15 protein-coding genes are annotated in these 18,463 nt (G+C 62.3%); 5 read left to right on the forward strand and 10 right to left on the reverse strand.

Going from position 1 to position 18,463, the window contains the following annotated elements:
* The first annotated feature begins 129 nt into the window (after nucleotides 1-129).
* Both GBB11_RS10670 and ilvD read left to right on the forward strand, forming a co-directional pair.
* A complete protein-coding gene (locus GBB11_RS10670) occupies nucleotides 130-747 on the forward strand; it encodes a PH domain-containing protein (protein WP_151549021.1) in 618 nt (205 codons plus the stop codon).
* Nucleotides 748-1,254: 507 nt separating this feature from the next.
* Nucleotides 1,255-3,099 (forward strand): dihydroxy-acid dehydratase, encoded by a 1,845-nt coding sequence (gene ilvD / locus GBB11_RS10675; RefSeq protein ID WP_151549022.1) that lies wholly within the window; start codon nucleotides 1,255-1,257, stop codon nucleotides 3,097-3,099.
* A gap of 133 nt (nucleotides 3,100-3,232) precedes the next feature.
* Here the strand turns inward: ilvD and GBB11_RS10680 are convergent, their stop codons facing one another.
* Complete coding sequence (locus GBB11_RS10680; protein ID WP_151549023.1) at nucleotides 3,233-4,627, reverse strand: DoxX family protein; 1,395 nt, start codon at nucleotides 4,625-4,627, stop codon at nucleotides 3,233-3,235.
* Between the two features lie 86 nt (nucleotides 4,628-4,713).
* Nucleotides 4,714-5,592: a LysR family transcriptional regulator ArgP gene (locus tag GBB11_RS10685; protein ID WP_151549024.1), complete on the reverse strand. Its 879-nt coding sequence runs from the start codon at nucleotides 5,590-5,592 to the stop codon at nucleotides 4,714-4,716.
* A gap of 70 nt (nucleotides 5,593-5,662) precedes the next feature.
* Here GBB11_RS10685 and GBB11_RS10690 point away from each other — a divergent pair, with 70 nt between their 5' ends.
* On the forward strand, nucleotides 5,663-6,460 hold the full coding sequence (locus GBB11_RS10690; RefSeq protein ID WP_151549025.1) for a LysE/ArgO family amino acid transporter: 798 nt from the start codon (nucleotides 5,663-5,665) through the stop codon (nucleotides 6,458-6,460).
* A gap of 105 nt (nucleotides 6,461-6,565) precedes the next feature.
* Here GBB11_RS10690 and mgrA read toward each other — a convergent pair whose 3' ends face one another.
* Nucleotides 6,566-7,660, reverse strand: a complete 1,095-nt coding sequence (gene mgrA / locus GBB11_RS10695) for an L-glyceraldehyde 3-phosphate reductase (protein ID WP_151549026.1) — start codon at nucleotides 7,658-7,660, stop codon at nucleotides 6,566-6,568.
* A 90-nt stretch (nucleotides 7,661-7,750) separates the two neighbouring features.
* On the opposite strand from mgrA, the gene GBB11_RS10700 reads away from it, so the two are divergent.
* On the forward strand, nucleotides 7,751-9,100 hold the full coding sequence (locus GBB11_RS10700) for a M20/M25/M40 family metallo-hydrolase (RefSeq protein WP_370513509.1): 1,350 nt from the start codon (nucleotides 7,751-7,753) through the stop codon (nucleotides 9,098-9,100).
* Between the two features lie 128 nt (nucleotides 9,101-9,228).
* Here the strand turns inward: GBB11_RS10700 and GBB11_RS10705 are convergent, their stop codons facing one another.
* From GBB11_RS10705 to GBB11_RS10720, 4 genes are all read right to left on the reverse strand, one after another.
* Entirely contained in the window at nucleotides 9,229-10,644 is a 1,416-nt protein-coding gene (locus GBB11_RS10705; protein ID WP_151549028.1) for an HNH endonuclease signature motif containing protein, read from the reverse strand.
* 320 nt (nucleotides 10,645-10,964) lie between these two features.
* A complete protein-coding gene (gatB, locus tag GBB11_RS10710) occupies nucleotides 10,965-12,470 on the reverse strand; it encodes an Asp-tRNA(Asn)/Glu-tRNA(Gln) amidotransferase subunit GatB (protein WP_151549029.1) in 1,506 nt (501 codons plus the stop codon).
* Between the two features lie 64 nt (nucleotides 12,471-12,534).
* Nucleotides 12,535-13,566: a 6-phosphofructokinase gene (locus GBB11_RS10715; RefSeq protein WP_151549030.1), complete on the reverse strand. Its 1,032-nt coding sequence runs from the start codon at nucleotides 13,564-13,566 to the stop codon at nucleotides 12,535-12,537.
* A gap of 28 nt (nucleotides 13,567-13,594) precedes the next feature.
* Nucleotides 13,595-15,115 carry a DHA2 family efflux MFS transporter permease subunit gene (locus tag GBB11_RS10720; protein WP_151549031.1) on the reverse strand — a complete coding sequence of 507 codons (1,521 nt, stop codon included), beginning with the start codon at nucleotides 15,113-15,115 and terminating at the stop codon, nucleotides 13,595-13,597.
* 159 nt (nucleotides 15,116-15,274) lie between these two features.
* Here GBB11_RS10720 and GBB11_RS10725 point away from each other — a divergent pair, with 159 nt between their 5' ends.
* The gene (locus GBB11_RS10725; protein ID WP_151549032.1) at nucleotides 15,275-15,589 is read left to right on the forward strand and encodes a hypothetical protein; all 315 of its coding nucleotides are present in this window, start codon (nucleotides 15,275-15,277) and stop codon (nucleotides 15,587-15,589) included.
* A 170-nt stretch (nucleotides 15,590-15,759) separates the two neighbouring features.
* Here GBB11_RS10725 and thpR read toward each other — a convergent pair whose 3' ends face one another.
* The 3 genes from thpR to gatC all read right to left on the reverse strand — a co-directional run bounded on the left by thpR (nucleotide 15,760) and on the right by gatC (nucleotide 18,356).
* Complete coding sequence (thpR, locus tag GBB11_RS10730; protein ID WP_151549033.1) at nucleotides 15,760-16,344, reverse strand: RNA 2',3'-cyclic phosphodiesterase; 585 nt, start codon at nucleotides 16,342-16,344, stop codon at nucleotides 15,760-15,762.
* Between the two features lie 215 nt (nucleotides 16,345-16,559).
* Nucleotides 16,560-18,044 (reverse strand): Asp-tRNA(Asn)/Glu-tRNA(Gln) amidotransferase subunit GatA, encoded by a 1,485-nt coding sequence (gene gatA / locus GBB11_RS10735; RefSeq protein WP_151549034.1) that lies wholly within the window; start codon nucleotides 18,042-18,044, stop codon nucleotides 16,560-16,562.
* Nucleotides 18,045-18,062: 18 nt separating this feature from the next.
* Nucleotides 18,063-18,356 (reverse strand): Asp-tRNA(Asn)/Glu-tRNA(Gln) amidotransferase subunit GatC, encoded by a 294-nt coding sequence (gene gatC / locus GBB11_RS10740; RefSeq protein WP_151529985.1) that lies wholly within the window; start codon nucleotides 18,354-18,356, stop codon nucleotides 18,063-18,065.
* Nucleotides 18,357-18,463: the final 107 nt, after the last annotated feature.

Below are 18,463 nucleotides of genomic sequence, written 5' to 3' on the forward strand. Positions count from 1 at the left end.
ACCACCACCTCCCCTGCACCCAACAACTCGCCCGCCCCGAGTAGCTCGTCCCGAGAGCCAGAGCAGTCCGAACCGGAGAAGTCGGAGGCTAATAATCCCAGCGAGACGACGGACGTAGAATAGGCAGCTATGAACTCACGCCCCGGACACTCAGATAAGCCCGCACGATCCTCCCGCTCCCGCAGCACAGACATCACGGGCCGAGCCGATACTGCCCGCTCGAGTAACCGGGCCAATACTGCTGGACAGCGCGACGACACCGTCACCAGCTTCCGCCCCGACCGCAGCCACATCTTAGCGGCCGTGATCATGATCCTCATCGCGCTCGTGGGCGTGGCCTATCAGCCGCTGATTCTCGGCTGGATCCTGCTTTTGCCGCTGATATTCATCTATTACGTCTTAAAGTCCGCCACGCTGGTGGGGCCGGCGGGCATCACCATCTCCCCTGCCTTCGGCTCCTCCACGACCGTGCCCTGGGATAATATCGAGGGCGTGGAGTTTTCCGGAGCAAAGGCCCTGCTGCGCACCTCCGACTCCCGCAAACACCGTATGCCAGGCGTGACCTTTAATTCCCTGTCCAAACTGGAAGCCGCCTCCCAAGGCCGTATCCCCGACCCCATCACCCAAGGGCGCGCCGCCGCCGCGGAGAAGGTCGAAGTGATCCAAAGGGATGGACGCAGCGAGCTTCGCGAGAAAACACCCGATCGCGCCGCCTCCACCGAACGCAAGGACAAGCCTCAAGGCTAGACTGCAGCGCAGAAGCTGCGGCTGGGTTGCGGTGAGCTGAGCTGGTGCGGCAATGCTCGCGGTGCGGTAGTGCCGGCGCTGGGTGTGGCGCTGGCGCTGTGCATCGGCGCGGCGGTGTCGGCGCGCGCTGCTGAGCACACCAGCGCTCGCGAGTCCATCCGTCTCTCAGGCCTCGGCTGATCCCGCGTCCTGAGAGCGGCTTCGCCAACGCCATTTCTTCCCAGGGCACACGCGCGGTGGATGCTACTACGCATCAGCCCGACTCCCCGCGCACACCCGCCGCCGATTGTGCTATCCGCGCGAGAAGATCGCAGCGATAGCCTTCGTTATTTTTGGTTGAAAAGCAGAGTGGAAGCGTCGATAAGCTGCATAAAGCCGCTAGAACAGCCGAGCATTATCGCGCAACGTGGTGGGCTAAAGCTGCCCCCGTCACTAATTATTCAGGGCTGACCCTCTACTCTGTAGCGTAGTCACCCATCAATCATCTTTTTCGGAAGTGTTCACCTTATGATTCCCCTTCGCTCACGTGTGACAACTGTCGGCCGCAATGCCGCTGGGGCACGCGCCCTCTGGCAAGCAACTGGCACCAAACCGGAGGATTTCGGCAAGCCCATCGTGGCCATCGCCAACTCCTACACTCAGTTCGTTCCAGGGCATGTGCACCTGAAGAATGTCGGCGATATCGTCGCCGATGCGGTGCGCGCCGCTGGGGGTGTGCCCAAGGAGTTCAACACCATCGCCGTCGACGACGGCATCGCAATGGGCCACAACGGCATGCTCTACTCACTGCCCTCGCGCGAAATCATCGCCGACTCGGTTGAGTACATGGTCAACGCCCACACCGCCGACGCCCTAGTCTGTATCTCTAACTGCGACAAGATCACCCCAGGCATGCTCAACGCGGCGCTGCGGTTGAACATCCCCACCATCTTTGTCTCCGGCGGGCCCATGGAATCGGGCGAGGCGATCGTGGTTGATGGCGTCGCCAAGCGCGGATCCGATCTGGTGGACGCGATCTCCGCCTCCGCCAACGACACCGTCGATGATCACCACCTCGAGCAAATCAGCAACTCTGCCTGCCCCACCTGCGGGTCCTGCTCCGGGATGTTCACCGCCAACTCGATGAACTGCCTCACTGAGGCCCTCGGGCTGAGCCTGCCGGGCAATGGCTCCACCCTGGCCACCCACGCCTACCGGCGCCGCCTCTTCGAGCGGGCTGGGCAGCGCATCGTTGAGATCGCCCACCGCTACTACGCAGAAGAGGACGCCTCGGTGTTGCCGCGCGCCATCGCCAACCGAGACGCCTTCACCAACGCCATGACACTCGACGTGGCTATGGGCGGTTCTACCAACACGGTGCTGCACATTCTGGCCGCCGCCATCGAGGGCGAGATCGACTTCACCCTCGACGATATCGATGCGATCTCGCGGCGCACCCCGTGCCTGTCCAAGGTGGCCCCTAATTCCGACTACTTCATGGAAGACGTGCACCGAGCCGGCGGCATCCCCGCCATCTTGGGTGAGCTCTACCGCGGCGGCCTGCTTAAGGACACCGTCCATTCAGTGCACTCCGACTCCCTGGCCGACTACATCGCCCACTGGGATATTCGCGCCGAGAATCCGAGCGAAGAAGCAACGGATCTCTTCCACGCAGCCCCCGGTGGGGTACGTACTACGCAGCCGTTCTCCACCGAGAATCGCTGGGAAAGCCTCGACACCGACGCCGCCGGTGGATGCATCCGCGACGTCGAGCACGCCTATACCGCCGAAGGTGGCCTGTGCGTGCTGCGCGGCAACATCGCCGAGGATGGCGCCATTTTGAAAACTGCCGGTATCTCCGAGGAGCAATTCCACTTTGAAGGCACCGCCCGCGTCGTGGAATCCCAGGAAGAGGCCGTGTCTGTGATCCTGAACAAGGTGCTGCAGCCCGGCGAAGTCCTCTTCGTCACCTACGAAGGCCCCGCCGGTGGCCCCGGCATGCAGGAAATGCTGCACCCCACCGCGTTCATCAAGGGCGCCGGCTTGGGCAAAAAGTGCGCGCTCGTCACCGATGGTCGCTTCTCCGGCGGCTCCTCTGGGCTGTCCATCGGTCACGTCTCCCCCGAAGCCGCCGCCGGCGGCACCATCGGCCTCGTCCGTACCGGAGATCCCATACTTATCGACGTTGCCTCGCGGACCATACACGCCGATATCTCCGAGGACGAACTCGCAGCGCGCCGTGAAGAGGAAAACTCCCGCGAACACCCCTTCACTCCACACCAAGACCGCCCCCGCGCAGTGAGCAAGGCACTCAAAGCCTATGCCGCCATGGCGTCTTCGGCAGATAAGGGAGCTGTGCGCATCGTCGAATAGGGCTATCGGGTGGCGCTTCTTCGCGGCCGTGTCGGTTGTGGAGTAGAAGGCGTCGATAAGCGCTACGCGTGGTGCGCAATACAAAAGGGGCTGGCCTATGACGACCAGCCCCTTTCGGCTATGTGTTGCGGCGCTAATTCAGCGGATTAACTCCGGCGCCAAACCACCACAGTGCGACGGCGGCCGCGCCACCAACAAGCACCCACAGCCACGAGCTCAACAAGGGGCGGTGCGCCCACGAGCGGTTGAAGTCGAGAGATAGCTTGCCCGGGCCGGTGAACTGGAGGGCAAGTACTGCGAGAATCATTACTACGCAGAAGAGCACCTCGCCCGACCAATTCAACGGATTCACGCCTGCGTTGAGCACATCGATCTGGTGCAGCGCAGACAACAACGTGGCGACAATACCCACGGCCGCAGCGACCGGGGTCAAGAGACCAAGCAGCAAGAACACACCGGCGAGTAGCTGCAGACTGGGCTGAACAACCGACAGCAGCCACGGCATGGCGTAGCCGCTGAACTCGTTTTCCAACCCAGACAGGCCCTCGGAGTCGCCAAGCTGGAAGAAGGTCTTCACTCCGGCGAGGATCAGCAGTGCGCCCACGCCCACGCGAAGCAAGAAGATACCGAAGTCCAAGGTTCCACGGCGGTGGTCCAACGCCGGGTCATAAGGCTGTTCGACATCATCAGCCGGCTCCGCCATATCGCCCTCGACCCACTGGGGGCCGGCAGCCGGCGCTGCAGCCACGCCCGGCGCTTGTGCGTAGTCCGCGTCATAATCCGCCTCGCCTGCCGGCTGGGGGCGCTGAAGAGCCACAGTCTCCTCCGCGGTCGGGCGGTTCGGCTCGGGGTGCGGGGGTTGGCGTCGATCAGCGGCAGGCTGGGGCGCGGCCGCCTGCGAGCCTTCAGGCTCCGTGGTGCGAGTGTCGCGAGCGCTAGTCGGAGCATCCGATGCGAGCGGACGGGAACGCTCAGGATGCTTATCAGAGTCGGCCTGAGCAGAAGCAGCAGCCGCGGCAGCTGCGCCGGCGCGGGGCATCACGACAGTTTCGTTGCTGTCCTCTTCTCGACTAGGGGTGCTACTACGCACCGGAGCAACACCGCGCTCCGGTGCGTCGTTCGCGGGTTGTGCTGCAGGCTCTGCAGGTTCTGCAGCGCGCGTTTGCTCAGCCTGGCCAGCCTGACCGCGGGGCGGAATGGCCTGCGGTGCTGCACGGCCAGTGCGTTCGTAAATACTGCCCGCCGTGGAGCGCTTGCTAGGCTTCTTCGGCTCGGGGGTGGGACTCTGCTGCGTAGTAGCAGAGGACTGTTTCTTAGAGTGAGCCTCGTCGCGCGCACTCGCTGCGTGCTGGCTAGCCGCAGGCTTTTCGGATGCGCGTTGCGACTCCGAAGCCTTGGCATTCTTGGAATCCCGGCGCGCATCGGCCGAGCCCGCGGAATCCTTGGGGTTGTAGGTGGGGATTTCGGTGTCCTCGCCGAAGTCGTCGGCACGGGCCTTGTCGGGACGGGGGTTCTCAGGCTTGGTCATGCAGCTCAGCGTATAGCGCCGAGCTGGTGAAACGAAGGATTTCCTCACCGGCGTGCCGTGAGTGTGAGGGAACCTTTACAGGATTGTTATTGCTCGAGGGCGGTGGCGGCGTCTAGGACAGCGTCGCTGAGCGCACCCAAGATGGGTGATTCGAGTCGCCAGTGCTGCCAGTAGAGGTGGACTTCTTCGACGCTGTCATCAAGGAGGACCACGTCGCCGCTGTCGAGGAGTGGGCGTAGTTGTGTCTCGGGAAGTAGGCCCCAGCCGAGGCCGACGCGGGCTGCGTAGACAAAGTCTTCCGATGAGGGGATCCAAGAGACGCTGCGGTGGCGACCGTCTTCGCCACTGCGTAGTCGCCCGAGCAGGTCGTGTTCCTGGAGCTCGTCGTTGGGGCCGTAGCGCAGTGCGGGCATCGAGGCCCAGTCGAGACTGCCGTCGGGGCGGGTGTAGGTGTCGAGGAGCCGGGGATGCGCGGCCGCGCGATAGCGCATGACGCCGAGATAGTGGGATTCACAGCCGGAGACGGCCTCGGCCTCGCGGGTGACGGCGCCGAGGACGTCACCGCGGCGCAAGAGGTTACGGGAATGTGATTCGTCTTCGATGCGTAGTCGCAAAGACGCGCTATTCCACGAGGCGACGTCGGCAAGCACCGGCCGAAACCAGGTGGACAGCGAGTCGGCGTTAATGGCGATGGCTAGGGGCACGCGGCCGAGTCGCCCCCGTAGTTGGGCGTTGGTTTCGGCCTGCAGCAGCGCCATGCGGCGGCCCGCCTGGACGAGGATTTCTCCTGCCTCGGTGGCTCGGACGGGGTTGGCGCGTTTGAGCAGCACCCGCCCGATCGTGTTTTCCAGCGCCTTGATCCGCTGGCTGACCGCCGAGGGGCTGATGCCGAGCCGTGAGGCGGCTGCTTCAAAGCTGCCTTCATCGACGACGGCCAAGAGCGTGTTCAGCTTGACGTTGTCCATGAAGCAATTTTAACGCAGCTGAAGAATAATTAATTTTCCTTCACGCGAGGAGTACAAGAATATTGAGTACGTGATTGCACTGAATGGCTTCTTCGTTGGATTGTCCCTGATCATCGCGATCGGACCGCAGAACGCGCTCCTGCTCAAACTAGGCGTTAAGGGAGTCGCTGTGGGCGCGGTCGTCGCCGTCTGCCTCCTCTCCGACATTCTGCTCATTCTCGGCGGCACTGCTGGAATGGGCGTACTGGTCGAGAAGGCCCCCACCGCGCTTGTCGCCCTGAAGTGGGCGGGGGTGGTGTATCTCAGCTACTTTGCCTACACCTGTTTCCGCGATGCGCTCGCTCCGAAGGCAGGCGCACTACGCACCACGGATATACGCGATCCCGAAGAGATGGATCTGTATCGCGAGGATGTTACTACGCACAACACCCCCGAGATCCTCGCCGAGGCAGGCGCGCTCCAGGACACGTCTTTCCGCCGCACCGACCTCGGCGAGGAGCACAGCGAACAGGACAGTGGCTACGTCTCCGGTGGCAGTGTTGCCACCAAGCGCCGCAGCCGCATCGCCACCTCCGAAAAACCGTGGCTCAGGCCGGTGATCGCCGCGCTCGTGTTCACGTGGTTTAATCCGGCCGCCTATATCGACACGCTGGTCATGCTGGGCGGGCTCGCCAACCAATTCGGCCCCGTCGGTCGTTGGGAATTTTCCGCCGGTGCCCTAGCAGCAAGCGTGTTGTGGTTTCCCACCATCGGTTTCGGTGCGCGTGCGCTAGCCCGGCCGCTGTCGAAGCCACAGAATTGGCGCCGGCTCAACTTCGCCATCGGCATTGTCATGGTGATAATCACGGTGCGATTGGCCTTGCACTAGCGTGTCAAGCGCATGCGAGGTGGCGTCGACAAGCATTATCGACGCCACCTCGCTTTTTCGACCCGATGACCCGTGGTTGCGGGGCTGCCCACTGCGGCTACGTAGTTACTTTTTCTTCGACGCGGTCGCCCCGGCCCAAATATTGATTCCGGCATCATCGGAGGCCTCGTCGATGGCGGCCAACTCGGCGTCAGTGAAGTCCAGGTTCTCCAGTGCTGCCACGTTGTGGCGCAGCTGTTGCGCAGACGATGCGCCCACCAGGGCCGAGGCCACCGTCAGCTCACCGAAGTCACCTTGCTCGCGCAATACCCAAGCGATGGCCATTTGGGCGAGGCTTTGTCCGCGCTCGCGCGCAATGTCGTCGAGGGCCCGCACCATGGCTAGATTGCTCTCGGAAAGCATGCTTTCGCCAAAAGAGCCCTTCTCGGCCGCGCGGGAATCGGCGGGCACGCCGTCGAGATAGCGGTCGGTAAGTAGTCCCTGAGCCAGCGGCGAGAAGGCAATCACTCCGAGGCCGTTGTCGGCGGCGGATTCGAGCAGGGACTCGCCGTCCTCGCCGGGTTCTTCCACCCACCGGTTCACAATCGAATAGCTCGGCTGATGGATCAGCAACGGGCAGCCTTCTTCCTGCATGATCGAGGCAGCTTCGGCCGTCAGCTCTGGTCCATAGGAAGAAATACCCACATAGAGCGCTTTTCCGGAGGCGACGATATCGCGCAGGGCATACATCGTCTCCTCCAACGGCGTATCCGGATCGGGGCGGTGGTGGTAGAAGATGTCCACGTAATCCACCCCCAACCGGTCCAGCGATTGATCCAAGGAGGACATCAAGTACTTGCGCGAGCCACCAAACCCGTAGGGGCCGGGCCACATGTTCCACCCTGCCTTCGAGCTGATGATCATCTCATCGCGATGCCCTGCGAAATCGCTACGCAGAATCTCGCCAAAGTTACGCTCCGCAGAGCCTGCGGGCGGCCCGTAGTTGTTGGCCAAGTCAAAGTGTGTGACGCCGAGATCAAAGGCACTACGCACAATATCTCGCTGCACATCGAGACGACGGTCATCGCCAAAGTTGTGCCACAACCCGAGCGAAAGGGGCGGCAATTTTAGACCTGAATTGCCCACGCGACGATAGTTCATGGACTCGTAGCGGTCCGGCGCGGGTTGATAAGACTGGGGAGCTTCTACTGTGAATGACATGCTCCCAGTGTGCCTGCGTCAGTGGCGATCGTGCTACTACGAAACGGAGTCTCTCCCCCATTGCCGCTGCTAGCCCATAATATGAGGAAGATGACTACGCATCAGCTCTACGACTCCACTCTTGAACTACTTCGCACACTGATCCGCAACGCGTGCGTCAACGATTTCACTCCTGGCTCGGGCAACGAGGAGCGTACCGCCGAGACCCTCCGTGAGTTCTTCTCAGACGCTCCGGCCGAAGTTCGTGAGCGTCTCTCAATTGAGAGCATTGAGCCCAGCCCAGGTCGCACCACTCTCATCGTTACTGCCGCTCCAGCCAAAGATGAGGGGCTCTCGCCTCTTACCTTCTTCGGCCACACCGACGTCGTTGTCGTCGACGAACAGCACTGGACCAAACCGTGCTTCGACGCGGTGATCGAAGACGGCAAGATCTATGGCCGGGGCGCAGTAGACATGTTGTTCATTACTGCAGTGCAAGCTGTTGTGACTAAATGGGCTGCCGCACAGAATCATCTTCGCCGCCCGATCCAATTTGCTGCTCTCGCCGATGAAGAGGCACGTGGTGGACTCGGGGCGGGTTGGATCGCCGAGAACCAACCCGATGCTCTTTCCTTTGATCATTGCCTTGGCGAGACCGGCGGTGGGCACATCGTGCTCAATGGCACCTCGCGCTGCGTAGTAGTCAACGCCGGCGAGAAAGGAGCTGCCCAGCGACGTATTCACTTCACCGGAGATCCTGGGCACGCATCGACTCCGTGGGGAACAACAATGACCACTGGCATCCTAGGTGAAGTCACCACTCGGTTAGCCGCATTGTCTATCCCTTCTGATCAACCCCTGTGGGAGCCGTTCGTCCGTGCCTTCGAGCTCGATCCCGAAACTGAGCGCGCATTTCTCGCCCACGACACGACTGATTACAGTCCGTTCGGCGAGATGTCACGCTTCGCGCATGCAATCTCCCACACCACTGTGGCTCCCACGGTTGTTCGCGCCGGCGGCCCCATCAACGTCCTTCCCTCGTCTGGATATGTGGATCTCGATATCCGCCCGACCCCAGGCATGACCCAAGACGATGTCGATGCCCATCTCCTCGACGCTATTGGCGAGCTGCGTAGTCACTGCCGCATCGAACGGCTGATCTGCGAAGATGCCACGGTCTCCCCCACCGATTCGCCGCTATACGACGCGATCAGCGCAACTTTGGCCGAGCTCTTCCCCGAGGAACAGGTGCTTCCCATCATTGCTTCAGGGGGTTCAGATTTGCGCTTCGCCCGTAAAATGGGCGGCGTTGGCTATGGCTTTGCAGCGCATGCTGCGGGGCGCACGCTCGGCGACGTGCAGGCCCAGCTGCACGCCCACGACGAGCACCTCCACCTCGAAGACCTAGAGCTGACTCTCCGCGCATACCTAGGGGTGACTGAACGCTTCGCAGCTGCGTAGTCCCCATGCGCCTTAACGACGCCGCCCGCACTGTTCTCAACCGCCTCGCACGGGGCATCTTCCCCCTCGTCCGCCGCCGCTGCTGCTAGGGGCGCAGGGGTGTAGTTCTCACCGAGGGTGGCGCAACGTTAACTCTGAGCGTCGGTGGCGGTGTCCTGGTTGTGGTAGGCACACGGCTCGGGCCAGGGCTGGGCCCGCACTTTTGCACCAGGTGCTTGCTGCGCTGCCACGGAATCGTTGACGTGGACTTCTGGGCTGGACTCTGCGGCGTGTGCCCCGCGGGTCGCACCTACTCGCCCCGTTTTGGGGTCCCTCGCTGCATGGTGTTTGCTGTGGTGGGCGCGGGTGTCATCGTTGTCGCTGTGGTGGATACGACAAAGACAGGTGAGGTTGTCAATATCCGTCGCTCCACCTTGCGCATAGGGCTCGATATGGTGAATTTCGCATTTGGAAATGGGTGTCGAGCACCCAGGATGCGCGCACACATTCTGCGCCGCGGCCAAGGCAATGCGCTGAAAAATATTGGCACAGCGCTCGAATCGTCCTAGCCGAAGAACATCGCCAGTATGCGGATCATGGACTGCAAGGAATCCGTATTTTTTCATGCCTAGCGCCATGACTTGCTCAGTGGTCAAGGGAATACCTGTATTGGTGGGATGTTCGATGCCGGCATTGGCGTAATCGCAGTGTGTGAAATCTTTAGGCGAAATGCATACCACTAGTGTGCTGTCTGCATTTCCTGTGCCGCGTTTAATGACGGTGCTAAACGCCTCTTCGTAGCGTTGGTGATAAGAACGCTGATCCCCCTTGGGGCGAGGCTTTCTCATTTCGCGATCGACCTGATCTGTCAGGACTGCTGCTGCATCGGGCGCGATACGCCCGAATATCCCCACATTGCCATCGGTTCCGGGTTTAGTGATAGTTAAGCGTCGAGAAGCGGCGCTATCGCGGTGCGCGTCGGGTAGCGAACTATTTACCCGGCGCACACGCAGAATCAGCAGTTCACGGGTGTCATCATAGGAGTGCTCGGCGCCATAGCTGACCGCCTCGAGGCGAATCGATTCGCGAATGCGCGCATCTTTCGTGCGCAACCCAGCCAAACTCGTTTCAATGAGCCGGCGCATATCGGCGCTCAACCGATGGCGCCGCAGCTTTTCGACGCTCAAAGCCCTCAACTGACGCGCCTCTTCAACGCGCTGCGCCGTCTCGTGGGCCGGCTCGTCCTCTGGCGGTGTGTCCTTAATTGGCCCGTATAATCGTGCCGCCTGGGTAGACACATTCGATGCCCGCGTTTTCGACCACCCCAAAGTGTCTTGTAAAAACCGCACGGGCTTTTTCGTACCAGCCACGGCAACAGCCTTCTCACTTCGGACGCGATGCGCGAGCAAAACATCAGTGTGGGCTTTCAGATCTTGAAGCTGCTCCAATCTCTGATAGGTGGCTATAACGTTGTCGAAATCCTCCACCCCTGATTCCAATTCTTCGGTGAGACGAAGCAAGAAGGCCTCGTACTGGCTAATTTCGTCGATAAGTGCGGTCATCATGTGTCCCCCCCATGGAAACAATGCTCGTTGTTGTGTGTGTTGACAGCACTGTGACAAATCTGTGACCCCTCCGCTACGCTTTCGCCGCGCCACGCTACTGAACTGTGGATTGCGCGAATTTTATGCACAGCTTGGGACGATGGTTGTGCGGTCATCGACACTCTCGGGTAGGGACTACGCATCAGAGCGCGAACAGGAAAAATACGCCGCAACCGCTGATGCGTAGTCCCTTTCCCCACACACCAATCCACCCACACTGCGCGCACGAAAAAGCCGGCAGCACCTCTCTCGAGATCGCTGCCGGCAGCTCTGCTGCGTAGTTACTGTAGCTTCGAAGCGATGAGCTGGTTGACTACCGCCGGGTCAGCCTTGCCGCGGGTAGCCTTCATCACGGCGCCGACGATGGCACCGGTGACCTTCTTGTTGCCTGCCTTGTACTTTTCCACGATGTCAGGGTTGGCAGCCAGTGCCTCATCGACGGCCTTCTCGATGGTGCCGTCGTCGCGCATCACTTCAAGGCCGCGCTGGGACACAACCTCGGAGACGCTGCCCTCGCCAGCGAGCACGCCATCAACAGCCTGGCGAGCGAGCTTGTTGGTGAGCTTGCCCTCGTTGATCATGCCCACAACTTCGGCAACCTGCTCGGGGGTGATGGCCAGCTGCTCAAGATCGACCTCGAGCTCATTGGCCTTTTGGGACAGATAGGACACCCACCACGAGCGGGCTTCAGCGGAGGTGGTGCCAGCATCCATGGTGGCGACGATGAGATCGAGGGCGCCTGCATTCACAAGATCGCGCATGGCGGCATCCGATAGCTCCCACTCCTGCTGCAAGCGCGCCCGACGCACCCACGGCAGCTCCGGCAACGTAGCGCGGATCTCCTCTACCCACTCGCGCGGCGCAACCACCGGCGGCAGGTCAGGGTCATTGAAGTAGCGGTAGTCATCGGCGGTTTCCTTGCGGCGACCCTGCGTGGTCGTGCCATCAGTTTCCTGATAGTGCCGAGTCTCTTGGCGGATCGAGCACCCATCCTGCAGTACCGCGGCCTGGCGTTGCATCTCGAAGCGCACGGCCTGTTCCACGGACCGCACCGAGTTGATGTTTTTGGTCTCGGTGCGGGTGCCGAACTCGCTCTGCCCGATGGGGCGCAGGGACAGGTTAGCGTCGCAACGCATCGAACCCTGGTCCATGCGAGCATCGGAGACCCCAAGCGCCTTGACGAGATCACGCAGCGCCGACACATAGGCGCGGGCCACCTCAGGGGTGCGGGCGCCGGCGCCTTCGATCGGCTTGGTCACGATCTCAATAAGCGGCACACCGGCTCGGTTGCAATCAACCAGCGAGGAGGTGGCACCCTGGAGGCGTCCGTCGGCGCCGCCGATGTGGGTCAGCTTGGCGGTATCTTCCTCCATATGAGCGCGCTCGATCTCGACGCGGAACACCTCGCCATCATCGAGAACCACATCGAGGTAGCCGTCATAGGCGATCGGCTCATCGTATTGCGAGATCTGGTAATTCTTCGGCTGGTCCGGATAGAAGTAGTTCTTGCGTGCGAAGCGCGAGGACTCCGCGATCGAACAATTCAACGCCAAGCCAATCTTGATCGCCCATTCCACGCCCTTGGCATTAACTACCGGCAGCGCCCCGGGCAGGCCCAAGCTCACCGGATCCACATTCGAGTTCGGGGTGTCTCCGAAATGCGCGGAGCTCGCCGAGAACATTTTGGTCTCTGTCGACAGCTCCACATGCACCTCAAGCCCCATCACGGGATCGTAGGTGGCGAGGACATCCTCGAAGTCCATCAGGTCAAAATCCGCTTGCGTCATAGCACCCCATAATAGTTCATGGCCCGCACGGAGATATCCATGCGGGCCATGATCCTTCTACTCTTTAGCCAAACAGCGCCTGAGCAGTGCGGTAGCGCCCCTCGGGCACGCTCTTCAGCTTGCCCACGGCAACATCAAGATCCACCAGCTCGATGTGTTCACCGCGCAAAGCAACAGACTTACCGAAGTCGCCGTTGTGGCAGGCACGGGCGGCGTGCACGCCATAGCGGGTGGCGAGCACACGGTCGAAAGCGGTCGGGGTGCCGCCGCGCTGGATATGTCCCAGCACGGTGGTGCGCACATCCTGACCGAGGCGCTTTTTGATCTCCTCGCCAATGACCTGGCCGATACCATTGAAGGTCTTGTGACCAAACTGGTCTTCCTCACCTTCGGCGAAGTCCATGGTGCCCTCCTTGGGCAGCGCTCCCTCGGCGACGACGATAATGCCGTACTTCTCGCCCATCTGGAAGCGGCGTTCCATACGCTTACAAATGTCATTGATGTCGAAGGGATGCTCCGGAACCACGATGTAGTGGGCGCCGCCAGCCATGCCGGCGTGCAGGGCAATCCAGCCCACGTGGCGGCCCATGACCTCCACGATCATCACGCGGTTGTGAGATTCAGCGGTGGTGTGGAGACGGTCGATGGCGTCGGTGGCCACAGACACTGCGGTATCAAAACCGAAGGTGTAGTCCGTGCCATTGACGTCATTGTCAATGGTTTTCGGTACGCCCACCACGGGGATGCCATTATCGGAGAGCCACTTCGCGCCCTTGAGAGTGCCCTCGCCGCCGATCGGAATCAGGGCGTCAATGCCCGCATCCTCCAGGTTCGCCTTGACTTGATCGATCCCCTCGCGGAACTGGTTCGGGTGCAAACGGCCGGTACCCAAGATGGTGCCGCCGCGCAGCAGGATGCGGTCAATACTCTCGTCGTCATAGAGCTGGGTGCGGCGATCCTCAAGCAGGCCCACCCAGCCGTCTTGGTATCCCACCACAGTGGAACCATACTCGGCGGTCGCAGTACGAACGATACCGCGGATAACAGCATTCAGGCCGGGGCAGTCGCCACCAGAAGTCAGAGTCGCAATACGCATGCGTTTCAGTCTAGTCCTTATCTTTGTGTTATGCCCGATCGGACAGCGTATTTTCCGGTTTCGGAAACGTGTATTTGCTTACAGTCACTAATCCACAGATCATCGCCAGCATCGGCAAGGACATCGCGAGCGCCACGCTCGTCGATAGCACCGCCCCCACAGCGGCGGCGCCAATCACCGAACCAAGCTGACGCGTAGTGTTATACACCCCCGAGCCCGCACCGGAGAGCTCCGGGGTCAGCTCCCGCATGGTCGCCACCGAGTTAGGGGCCCACACAAACGCGCTCGCCACACCGAAAAGAGTGAGCGGGATCATCAGCAGCAGCGGGGCGGCGTCGATAAGCATCAGCCCCGTCATCGCCCCAAGCACAAGCACACAGCCGCCGAAACCCACCAGCGACATCGTGCGCGGATGCACCCAGTCGGACATGCGCCCTGTCACTGGAGCGAGCACGAAGGCCACCAGCGCCATCGGGATCAGAAGGAAACTGGCCTGCTGGGCGCTCATCCCGTGGGTGGACTGCAGAAACAGCATCACCGGCAGCATCATCGAGTTCACGCAAAAGCCCATCATGGCGATCGAGAACGCCCCGATTGAGAAGTTGCGGTAGCCGAAAATCTGGAGCGGAACCAGGGGGTCACGCTGGGCGTGGGCGGCGCGGCGTTGCAGCGCGATGAATGCTACTACGCAGCAGAGCGCCAGTGCGAACAACACCCACACCACTGGTGCGTAGTGGAGGGCAGGCCCCTGCTGCACCGCGAAGACCAACGCGAACATACCAATCATGCTGATCGCCACGCTCGCGAGATCAATCCGGCGCGCCACCCGCTCCAGTGCGGGCACCCAAGCCCACACCAACACAATCGAGACCACACCAATGGGGACATTGACGAAGAAAATCCACTGCCATCCGAAGCGAGACACCAGCAGCCCGCCGAGCAGCGGGCCAGCGAGATTCGCCAAACCCGCCACCGCACCCCACACGCCCATGGCGGCGCCGCGGCGATGACGCGGAAAGATCCGGTTAATCACACTCATCGTTTGCGGAGTCAACAGCGCCGCACCAATGCCCTGCACCGCGCGGGCGATGATCAGCGCATGCACCGACTGCGACAACCCACACGCCAGCGAGGACAGCGTAAACACCGCCATGCCCACCATGTAGACCTCGCGCTGACCATACCGATCCCCCAGGCGGCCGGTCACCAAAAGCGGCACCGCAAAACACAGCAGATAGCTACTGGTCACCCACACCACCTCGGTGAGCGTCGCATCTAGCTGCGCATACAGCTGCGGGGTCGCCACCGCCACGATGGTCTGATCCAGCAGAATCATAAAGAAACCTATGCAGAGCGCCGCCAGCGCTTTCCACTGCGGCCGCAGACTCTCCTGCTCTATCGGCGCCGCGGGCCCCTTACCAGGCCGCGCAGCATCAACACTAGGCCGCGCAGCATCAGCGCTTGTCGACGCCGTCTCGGGGCCAGCAGCCGCAGCGGACCGCACCCGAGCCGCGTCGGTATCCCGTCCGGGAAAACGAGGAGTAGACATGGCACGCCAGTCTACTCCGCCGCCGATGCTCGCCTGCGGCCCCATCGCGCCAGCCCACACTCATTAGTCTCACGGTGCTACTACGCAGCAGAGTGGCTCACCCCCGATGACCGTCTCGGTTCACCCCACCGGCTGCGATCGCGGGCTACGATAGCCGGTATGAACCTGAAAAAAGCTGAGAACGTCAATACTGCCGCCATGGTCACCGTGGGCCTGATTGGTGGCTGGCTCACCGCTCGGGAAACCTTGATCCGTCCCCTCGGCGGGGCTGTCCTCGCCGCCGCCGGCGGCTATGCGGCCCGCAGCTGGTACAAGAAGAGCGGCGGCGTGGTTGCTGCTGGGCTGACCGGACTCTACGTTGCTGGTTTCGGTCTCTCCCACCCGCTGGCGAAGAAGATCGGCGCCTGGCCCGCCGTGCTGACTGTCACCGCCGCCTCCGCTGGCGCCGCATGGGTGCTTAACGATAACGCCTAACACCGCTTTCCACCGCGACACCCCACGCGCCACGGCTCGTGCCTTTCCAATCAGGCATGTCTAGCTGCGGCGCGTGATTGCTATGGGCCTCTCGCCCCGCCACCACCGCCCCACTACCCGCAGTCGCCTCACCGCGCGCTTGCGGCCACGCCGACTATCTATACCCCTTATCACTGGGCGAGCGGAATGCTTCCCACACGGCGATGCAGCGTGCTGCCGCCTGGACCCGCCCCCAGCTCGGAGACCAGCACATGCACCCGATCCACGAGGAAGCTGGGCCCCGCATATAGCGTGCAATCTTGGGCGAGTTCTGCGGTGAGCGATGAAACGCACTTCTGTTTCGGCCCGCCTCGATGAGCCTGCGCTCGCCCCCGCCGCGTGCGGGCCACCGTGAGATGCGGGCGCGGGGTGACGTGGTCCGGTTCGATTCCAGGCAGCACACACCGCCGCATACAGTCGGTCATCTCGCGCCTGCCATCTCCCACCCCGATCCACAGATAGCGGCCGTGGAACTCCCCTGCCCCGCGCAGCGCCAGCCGAAACGCCGGCATGCCGCGAAGCGACTCCGCCAGCTGCTGCTGCACCGTGTCGATACTTCCGCTCGGCATCTCGCCATAGAACTGGCAGGTGATATGCCAACTGCACGGTTCGCTCCACCGCAGCTGACCCGCCGCGGAGAGACTACGCAGCGCAGCGGCCAAGTGATCGCGGGCCGAGTCACTGGGATATACCGCGGTGAATAGTCGCACACTCATACACCTCAGCGTAGCGTTCTCACCAGCGCTTTTCGACGCCACCACCCTCCGAATCTCGGTGTGAAAGCCCAAAAGGGACCGCCATGGAGCAGCCTCATGTAGACACGCAATACTCTGCTGCGTAGTAGCAGAAGGCGCGGCGCACCTGGTTTTGCAGGTGTGCCGCGCCTGATCAGTAGCGCCAGCCGGAATATCAGCCGGTGCCGACAACGACGCTAGGAGCGCCCGGCCTCGAAGGCGGCGCCGACTGTGTAGAGGCGGTCGTCGCAGAAGGCGGGTGCCATCAGCTGGAGGCCGACGGGAAGGCCGCTGTCGGGGGCCATGCCGGCGGGAACCGACATGCCGGCCAGTCCTGCCAGGTTCAAGGGCAGGGTGAAGAGGTCGAAGTTGTACATAGCCAGCGGGTCGTCGATCTTGTCGCCCAGTTTGAAGGCGGTGGTCGGGGTGACGGGGCCGGCGATGACGTCGACGGTTTCGAAGGCGCGGGCGAAGTCGCGGGCGATCATGGTGCGCACGCGCTGGGCCTGCAGGTAGTAGGCGTCGTAGTAGCCCACCGAGAGGGTGTAGGTGCCGAGAATGATGCGGCGTTTGACCTCGTCGCCGAAGCCGGCGGCGCGGGACATGGCCATGACGTCGTTGGCGGAGTGGGTGCCATCGTCGCCGGTGCGTAGTCCGTAGCGCATTCCGTCGAAGCGCGCCAGGTTGGAGGAGATCTCCGAGGTTTGGATCAGGTAGTAGGCGTTGAGGGCGTGGTCGAAGCTGGGGCAATCCACCTCGACGATCGTTGCGCCCTGCTGCTTGAGCTGCTCGAGGGAGGCGTCGATGGTCTCGAGGACACCGGCTTGGTAGCCATCACGAATGAACTGCTTGGGGCAGCCCACGGTCACGCCGCTGAGGTCGCCGCGGGCGCCCTTGGTGGCGGCGTCGACTACGGGGGCGACGGGCTTGTTCACGGAGGTGGCGTCGAAGGGGTCCTCGCCGGCGATGACTTCGTGCAGCAGCGCGGTGTCGAGCACGGTGCGGGCGGCGGGGCCGCCCTGGTCTAGGGAGGAGGCGCAGGCGATCAGGCCATAGCGCGAGACCGTGCCGTAGGTGGGCTTCACGCCCACGGTGTTGGTCAGCGCGGCGGGCTGACGGATCGAGCCACCGGTGTCGGTACCGATAGCCAGTGGCGCCTGCAGCGATGCCAGTGCCGCCGCGGAACCGCCGCCGGAGCCACCCGGGGTGCGCTCGGTGTCATAGGGGTTGCGGGTGAGTTTATAGGCCGAGTTCTCGGTGGAGGAGCCCATAGCGAACTCGTCCATATTGGTTTTTCCGAGAATCGGGATGCCCGCCTCGCGCAGCTTGCGGGTCACGGTGGCGTCGTAGGGGCTCATGTAACCCTCGAGCATCTTCGACCCTGCCGTGGTGGGGGCGTCGGTGGTGACGAAGACATCCTTCAACGCCAAGGGAACACCGGCTAGGGCCGAGGCGGGCTGCTCGCCGCGGGCGAGAGACTCATCCACGGCATCGGCGGCCGCCAGGGCCTGCTCGTCGCCAACATGCAGATAGGCGCCGATATCTCCATCGACCTCCGCAATGCGATCAAGGTAGGCCTGGGTGACCTCGCGGGAGGATACCTCGCCGGAGTGGATCTTCGTGGCCAGTTCGGCGGCGCTGAGCGAGAGAAGTTCTACGCTCGATTCAACATAAGAGCTCATGTGGTTGCTATCCCTTCTCTATTCGCCCAAAATCCGCGGCACGGCAAAACGCTGCTCAGCCGAGTCAGGGGCCTGATCAAGTGCCTGCTCCGGGGTCAGCGAGGGCTTCACCACGTCCTCGCGCATCCCAGTGGATACCGAGTGCGGGTGGCTCATCGGCTCGACGCCTTCGGTATCGACTTCCTGCACGGCCTCGACGTGATCAACAATATTGATGATCTGCGTGCCGAGGTGATCGAGCTCCTCGTCGCTTAGGGCTAGCCGGGCGAGGTCAGCCAAGTGGGCCACCTCGCTGCGAGAAATATCAGCCACGGTGAATTCGTCCTCCTCTTAGGGTTTCGCTGTAACTTCCCTAGCTTAACCTACGGCTACTACGCAGCAGAGTGCTTGCGGCCCCGCCGGCGCGCAGCTATTCGATA

The organism is Corynebacterium sp. 74A (assembly GCF_008930665.1).
In the GTDB taxonomy this organism is placed as follows: domain Bacteria; phylum Actinomycetota; class Actinomycetes; order Mycobacteriales; family Mycobacteriaceae; genus Corynebacterium; species Corynebacterium megadyptis.

What these genes read in the sequence shown, in the direction of transcription:
- GBB11_RS10680 (WP_151549023.1), bottom strand. Translation starts at nt 4,627, where the DNA reads ATGACCAAGCCTGAGAACCCCCGTCCCGACAAGGCCCGTGCCGACGAC.
- GBB11_RS10725 (WP_151549032.1), top strand. Translation starts at nt 15,275, where the DNA reads ATGAACCTGAAAAAAGCTGAGAACGTCAATACTGCCGCCATGGTCACC.
- gatA (WP_151549034.1), bottom strand. Translation starts at nt 18,044, where the DNA reads ATGAGCTCTTATGTTGAATCGAGCGTAGAACTTCTCTCGCTCAGCGCC.
- mgrA (WP_151549026.1), bottom strand. Translation starts at nt 7,660, where the DNA reads ATGTCATTCACAGTAGAAGCTCCCCAGTCTTATCAACCCGCGCCGGAC.
- GBB11_RS10670 (WP_151549021.1), top strand. Translation starts at nt 130, where the DNA reads ATGAACTCACGCCCCGGACACTCAGATAAGCCCGCACGATCCTCCCGC.
- GBB11_RS10705 (WP_151549028.1), bottom strand. Translation starts at nt 10,644, where the DNA reads ATGATGACCGCACTTATCGACGAAATTAGCCAGTACGAGGCCTTCTTG.
- GBB11_RS10685 (WP_151549024.1), bottom strand. Translation starts at nt 5,592, where the DNA reads ATGGACAACGTCAAGCTGAACACGCTCTTGGCCGTCGTCGATGAAGGC.
- GBB11_RS10715 (WP_151549030.1), bottom strand. Translation starts at nt 13,566, where the DNA reads ATGCGTATTGCGACTCTGACTTCTGGTGGCGACTGCCCCGGCCTGAAT.
- thpR (WP_151549033.1), bottom strand. Translation starts at nt 16,344, where the DNA reads ATGAGTGTGCGACTATTCACCGCGGTATATCCCAGTGACTCGGCCCGC.
- GBB11_RS10720 (WP_151549031.1), bottom strand. Translation starts at nt 15,115, where the DNA reads ATGTCTACTCCTCGTTTTCCCGGACGGGATACCGACGCGGCTCGGGTG.
- GBB11_RS10700 (WP_370513509.1), top strand. Translation starts at nt 7,751, where the DNA reads ATGACTACGCATCAGCTCTACGACTCCACTCTTGAACTACTTCGCACA.
- gatB (WP_151549029.1), bottom strand. Translation starts at nt 12,470, where the DNA reads ATGACGCAAGCGGATTTTGACCTGATGGACTTCGAGGATGTCCTCGCC.
- ilvD (WP_151549022.1), top strand. Translation starts at nt 1,255, where the DNA reads ATGATTCCCCTTCGCTCACGTGTGACAACTGTCGGCCGCAATGCCGCT.